A 6,123-nucleotide genomic window follows, 5' to 3' on the forward strand; every position below is an offset into this window, starting at 1 on the left:
GGTGNGGGGTGTGGGGTTTTACCCATTTTGGCGAGCGGGGAGCAGCACAACCGGGGGAATACCGACCCCTGATTTCTGAACGAGTACGGAGGGAGTCGAACCCCCGACACCCAGGACCGGAACCTGGTGCTCTATCCTCTGAGCTACGTACCCACAATAAAATACTATTATATTATACCACTAGCCGACGCAGTAGAGCAGAAATTTCCTATGACTAGCGATCGCCCTTTAAAACTACTGATCAGTAACGATGACGGCATTTCGGCCCTAGGAGTCCGCACCCTCGCCAACACCCTCGCTACTGCGGGCCATCAAGTTACCGTAGTTTGTCCCGACGGCGAGCGCTCTGCTACCGGTCATGGCTTAACCCTACACCATCCCATCCGGGCTGAACAGGTGGAAGGAATTTTTCACCCCGATGTGATTGCTTGGTCCTGCTCGGGAACTCCCGCCGATTCGGTGAAATTTGCCCTTAGTGCCGTCCTCAAAGAGCGTCCCGATTTAGTTTTAGCCGGCATTAACCACGGGTCTAATCTCGGCACCGATATCCTCTATTCTGGCACGGTTTCCGCGGCCATGGAGGGCTTAATCGAAGGTATTCCCAGTATTGCTTTTAGTCTGGCTAGTTTTAAAGCCTGTGATTTTCAACCAGCCGCCGATTTTGCCCTCACTTTAGTCAGGAAAGTTGCCCTTAACCCTTTTCCTATTCCCACTTTACTCAATGTCAACGTCCCTCCGGTTAGTAGTGCCGAAATCAAGGGGGTGAAAATCACTAGGCAGGGATTGCGACGCTACGAGGAAACCTTCGAGAAAAGACTGGATCCTAGGGGTAAAAGTTATTACTGGTTAATTGGGGAAGTGGTGGAAGATATCGAACAACCGGACTACAGCCATTTACCCCCGCAAGTGCCTACGGATGTGCGCGCTATTGGCGAGAATTTTATCACCATCACGCCTCTACAATACAATTTAACTGATGTGCAGGGTTTTCAACATTTGCACGGAAATTCTTGGTTTGATTGAGGATCATCTCATGATATTCTGATTCAATCAGTAGCGTTTGAGAGCCTATGTCCCCTCAATTTAATTTTCAAGAAAACGAACTCGAAGAAGCGGATATCATAACCCTGTGGGATGAGCAAGGTCGATCGCTAGACTGTTATATTGAGAATGCCTATGAAACCGATGACCTTACCTATATGCTTCTTGTCCCCGTGGATACCCCGGTGATGATACTAGCTTGGGATGAGGAATCGGAGGAAGAAGAATCTGATGCCTTCTTAATCGAAGATAGCGAGGAAATCGAGCGGATTTTCGCCGATGCTAAGGCAGTTTTAGCAGAATTAGACCTATTGCTCAAACCCACTGCTCACACCTTGACTGTTAGCGGTGAATTGCCTCCCCTAGAAGAAGATAATGTTCTCAGTTTAGAAATCGATAGCGATGAACCTTCCTCGTCATCAGAGCCGGAAGAATTGCAATTTCTCGCCAGTTTCTTTTCCGAAGACCAAAAATACTCGATTTACAGTCCCCTTGCTCCTTTGTTATTCTTAGCCGTCGGTGATGCGGAAGGGAAAGTTGAATTAGTTTCCCCCGATGATGACGGTATGGGACCAATTCTAGAGGAACTTTTGTTTGATGAACTCGATTAATTACACGATCTTACCAAATCCGCCTGGCAAAATTTTTGATCAATCTAGTCACAGTATATCTTTCGGGATTTTATTATCGTCGTGATTAAAACGGATTTGGTATTTTTTTCCCTAAATTAATTAGGGCTTGCTGAATAATGGTAAAACCCTTTTAAAATAAGGCTTTTGACCTGCTAAAATCCGATGTTCATGCTGCGAAAATAGGATTAAGACCTTCAAAAACCTTGCATTATCCTTCTTTGAGTACACAAACTGGTACAAAAAAAAGAGGACAACAAAGCCTGAAACGACCGGCTACTGACGACCGGCTACTGACTCCTAACCCCACCAACAAACTTTTTCGGCAAACCCTAATTACACATTTTCCTAACCACTGACGAACCTATTGGCTCTCTTATTCTTGGTGTGATAAGTTTAACTTATATAGTAGCGATCAATCTTTGTGTCCTTTGTGTCTCTGTGGTTCGTTCCACTCACTGCCCCAAGACTGTATCTTAGAATACATTTTACCCACCAAACCTGGGAGAGCCACCTATTTATCAGATAGGCTGCTAGCCTCTGCTTGCTGGCAAAAGTGAGGGGCAGCCTCAGACAGGCACTAATGCCAAAGGAAGAATTAATAATCAGTCTTTAGTCAGAAGATTTACTATCAGAGCAGCACAAGGCTGACGTTTAGGGGCTGGCTGCGATAGGATAAAAAAGTGCTAGATAAAAACTCCTCTCCCTTCTGGTCTTTAGTTGCAGGTCACTGGTTCAAGCTCATCTGTGGAGCTAGTTACCAGGATTTGCCCACGATTCGCAACCTCGCTTTGACCTATACTATCGCCGGGGCCGATTGTATTGATGTGGCCGCCGACCGAGCCGTGATTGTTGCGGCCCGCGAAGGCATCGAAACTGCCGAAAAAATCGCCGGATTCCCCCCAAATCGACGACCTTGGTTAATGGTCAGTCTCAATGACGGGGAAGATCCCCACTTTCGTAAAGCTATCTTTAACCCGCAACTCTGTCCGGTCGATTGTCCCCGTCCCTGCGAAAAAATCTGTCCCGCTTATGCTATCGATAGGGGAGGAGTGATCGAACAGCGCTGTTATGGTTGCGGTCGCTGCTTACCCGTTTGTCCCCAGCAAATAATCGAGACCAGAGCCCGTGTCTGTCAACCCCAAGAAATTATCCCCTTAATTATTGAAATGGGAGTCGATGCGATCGAAATTCATACCCAAGTCGGTCATGGAGAGGAATTTGCTCGACTCTGGCCAGCGATCTCAACTGTAAGTAAAAACCTAAAAATCCTGGCCATAAGTTGCCAAGATCATGAATATATCATTGATTACCTCCACTATCTGCGAGAAACTATTTCACCCCTAAGCTGTCCTCTGATTTGGCAGACTGACGGCCGACCGATGAGCGGCGATATCGGCAAAGGAACCACCCACCCGGCCATTAACATGGCCAAAAAAGTCCTCTGTGCCAATCTAGCCGGATTTGTGCAGTTAGCTGGGGGAACCAATGACCACACCGTGACCAAATTACGGCAACTGGGACTGAGAGAAAAAATCGCTGGTATTGCCTATGGAAGTTACGCCCGTTCATTGATTTTGCCAATTTTAGAGCATTTAGACCAGCCTAACCTTGAAAATGACCCCCAAGCCTACCAAGAAGCCGTTAAAGCCGCTTCTATTCTCGTTGCTCAATTAAAAGCCTAACCTTGGTCAAAAAACTATAATATTTTTTAAATTGACAACTAACCCCTAAATGTGTTAGACCCCAAGAAAATCTTGGAAATAAAAACAGCCAATTATCGCCAAAACCTTTTATTATTAATGCCAGAAACCCTACCCTCCTCTCGGATGCCAGTTACCGAAGATTTAAACAAACTCTTGGCAATTCTACCTGTGCGGATTCGCGGCAAAATCGAGGAACACCCGCGGCAGCATCAACTGATCGAAGTAGTTATGGATTTGGGACGCATACCAGAAGCGCGTTTTCCCGATGGGGCGATCGATCTGGGGGACGAACCGATCTCAAAAGAAGAAATCCAGTATTCGATCGCCCGGGTGGGCAGTTTTAGCGGCGATAATCGCGCCGGGATTGAACGCACCCTGCACCGCATCAGTGCCATTCGCAATCGAGACGGGGAAATTATCGGTTTAACCTGTCGTATCGGTCGGGCCGTTTTCGGTACGATCACCCTGATTAACGACCTAGTGGAAACGGGAAAATCCCTGCTGCTGCTCGGTCGTCCGGGGGTGGGGAAAACCACGGCCTTGCGGGAAATAGCCCGAGTTTTAGCCGACGACCTCAATAAACGGGTAGTGATTATCGACACCTCCAACGAAATCGCCGGGGATGGAGATATTCCCCATCCGGCCATCGGTCGCGCTCGTCGGATGCAGGTGGCCCGTCCGGAATTGCAGCATCAAGTCATGATCGAAGCAGTGGAAAACCATATGCCAGAGGTGATCGTGATTGATGAGATCGGTACGGAATTAGAAGCTCTGGCCGCTCGCACGATCGCCGAGCGAGGAGTGCAGTTAGTGGGAACCGCCCACGGCAATCAATTGGAAAATTTAATTAAAAACCCGACTTTATCGGATTTAGTCGGGGGAATTCAGGCAGTAACTCTCGGAGACGAAGAAGCGCGCCGCCGGGGTTCTCAGAAGACCGTTTTAGAACGCAAAGCACCGCCCACCTTTGACATTGCCATCGAAATGTTGGAACGTCAGCGCTGGGTCATCCACGAGGACGTATCTACCACGATCGACCAACTGCTGCGGGGACGGGAAGCAATTGCCCAAATCCGTTGGGTAGACGAGGAGGGGAAAGTACAAGTCGCTCAGGAAGAACCAAAACCGGAAAACCTGACCCCTTTGCGCAGCAATTATCTGCCGGAAATGGATAAACCCAAGGGATGGCGGGCCGATGGCCGGATGACTCCCGTGGCCCGTTTCGGTGCGGGCCCCCTCAACCGGGAAAACGATTTCGATCGCCTCCTCGAACAATCTTGGCTGCAGGAGGAACCGGAAACGGAAAAAGTCCGCGTCCCCGGTCCCAATGGCGAAGATTGGCCGGTTTATGTCTATCCCTACGGAGTCAGTCGCGCCCCGATCGAACAGGTAGTACAGGCCCTAGATTTGCCGATCGTTTTGACCAAAGATTTACAGGGGGCCGATGCGGTGCTGGCCCTGCGTTCCCACGTTAAAAATCAGTCAAAATTGCGTCAAATTGCCAAAGTAAGACAAATTCCCATCCACGGCATCAAATCCAATACCCTGCCCCAAATTTCTCGCGGTTTAAAGCGGATTTTGGGCATTGATGACCCGATGAATCAGGAAGGTGCAGATCTACGTTTATTTGCCCGCAGCGGTAGTGATGACGAGATCGAAGCTTTGGAGGAGGCCCGGTTAGCGGTGGAACAAATCGTTATTCCCACCGGCCAACCGGTGGAGTTACTGCCGCGATCGGCGAAAGTGCGGAAAATGCAGCACGAATTAGTGGAACATTACCGTCTCCAATCCGATAGCTTCGGAGAGGAACCGAATCGCCGTATTCGCATCTATCCAGCTTAGGAGTCGGGAATTGGCAGCGACGCACGCTCATCATTCTAGGTACAGAACGGCGAGCGGTGCGGTGGCCGTCCAGATTATCCATCGTCCCCAATCGGCGGCGGAATTGCGCGCCAAAATGCCCCTAGCTGAAAGAATTAAGCTCTGTCTCGATCTGGCTAAGATTAAACTAGCGACCACGAGCGATTATCTCGATAGTTATGCCCGTCGGGGCATTCTCTATCCCTATCTTACCCATCCAGAGCCATCGGGTTTTAATTTCTTCAATTGGCTACGGAGGGGGAATAGTCCCACCCCCGGCACTTGGCAGTTGGCAAAGGCCAATTTTTGGGCAGCCGGAGCTTTTGCTGCTTTGTTATGGAAAATTTGCCCGATCGCTGGCCCGATGGACAAAGACGCACCGGAGATTTTATCTTGAATGTCGGGGTGAAGACCCTCGCGCTTAGCGACGGGATGAAACCCCGACCAGTATAAAACAGCACTTCGACAAGCTCAGTGACACGAAGCACGACATTTCGAGGGGCTTCGATGTAAAGGCTCAATGTAAAGGCTCAGTGACACGAAGCACGACATTTCGACACATTTCGAGGGGCTTCGATGTAAAGGCTCAATGTAAATGTAAAGGCTCAATGTAAAAGCTCAATATAAAAGCTCAGTGTCCACATTTCGACAAGCTCAATGTCAACTAAAATCTTGACAATCCGATGCTCTACAGGTTAAAATCAAATAAGTTGTTTGAGGTCGATAAACAATGATTGTCTTAGAAATGAAAGCCGTGGTTAAACCAAGTCAGTGTTCTGCCATTGATGAAGCTATTCGTACAGTACAATTCATCCGTAATAAGGCTTTAAGGCTTTGGATGGATGCCAAGAGAGAAGACAAAATCGATAAATATTCTCTCAATAAAT

The 6,123-nt window shown here is 48.5% G+C and carries 5 protein-coding genes and 1 tRNA gene; 5 read left to right on the plus strand and 1 reads right to left on the minus strand.

What is annotated here, in order from left to right:
- Positions 1-80 precede the first annotated feature (80 nt).
- Positions 81-153, minus strand: a tRNA-Arg gene (locus IQ242_RS14195).
- 57 nt (positions 154-210) lie between these two features.
- On the opposite strand from IQ242_RS14195, the gene surE reads away from it, so the two are divergent.
- The 5 genes from surE (at position 211) to IQ242_RS14220 (ending at position 5,633) form a co-directional block, all read left to right on the plus strand.
- Entirely contained in the window at positions 211-1,023 is an 813-nt protein-coding gene (surE, locus tag IQ242_RS14200; protein WP_193960411.1) for a 5'/3'-nucleotidase SurE, read from the plus strand.
- A 47-nt stretch (positions 1,024-1,070) separates the two neighbouring features.
- Positions 1,071-1,652, plus strand: coding sequence for a DUF3727 domain-containing protein (locus IQ242_RS14205; RefSeq protein WP_002769671.1), 582 nt, complete (start codon positions 1,071-1,073; stop codon positions 1,650-1,652).
- 701 nt (positions 1,653-2,353) lie between these two features.
- Positions 2,354-3,355, plus strand: a complete 1,002-nt coding sequence (gene ldpA, locus IQ242_RS14210; protein WP_193960412.1) for a circadian clock protein LdpA — start codon at positions 2,354-2,356, stop codon at positions 3,353-3,355.
- A 51-nt stretch (positions 3,356-3,406) separates the two neighbouring features.
- A complete protein-coding gene (locus IQ242_RS14215; RefSeq protein WP_193960413.1) occupies positions 3,407-5,218 on the plus strand; it encodes a R3H domain-containing nucleic acid-binding protein in 1,812 nt (603 codons plus the stop codon).
- Between the two features lie 10 nt (positions 5,219-5,228).
- The gene (locus IQ242_RS14220; protein WP_228020998.1) at positions 5,229-5,633 is read left to right on the plus strand and encodes a hypothetical protein; all 405 of its coding nucleotides are present in this window, start codon (positions 5,229-5,231) and stop codon (positions 5,631-5,633) included.
- Positions 5,634-6,123 lie beyond the last annotated feature (490 nt).

Origin of the sequence: Microcystis sp. LEGE 08355 (assembly GCF_015207185.1) — a bacterium.
In the GTDB taxonomy this organism is placed as follows: Bacteria; Cyanobacteriota; Cyanobacteriia; order Cyanobacteriales; family Microcystaceae; genus Microcystis; species Microcystis panniformis.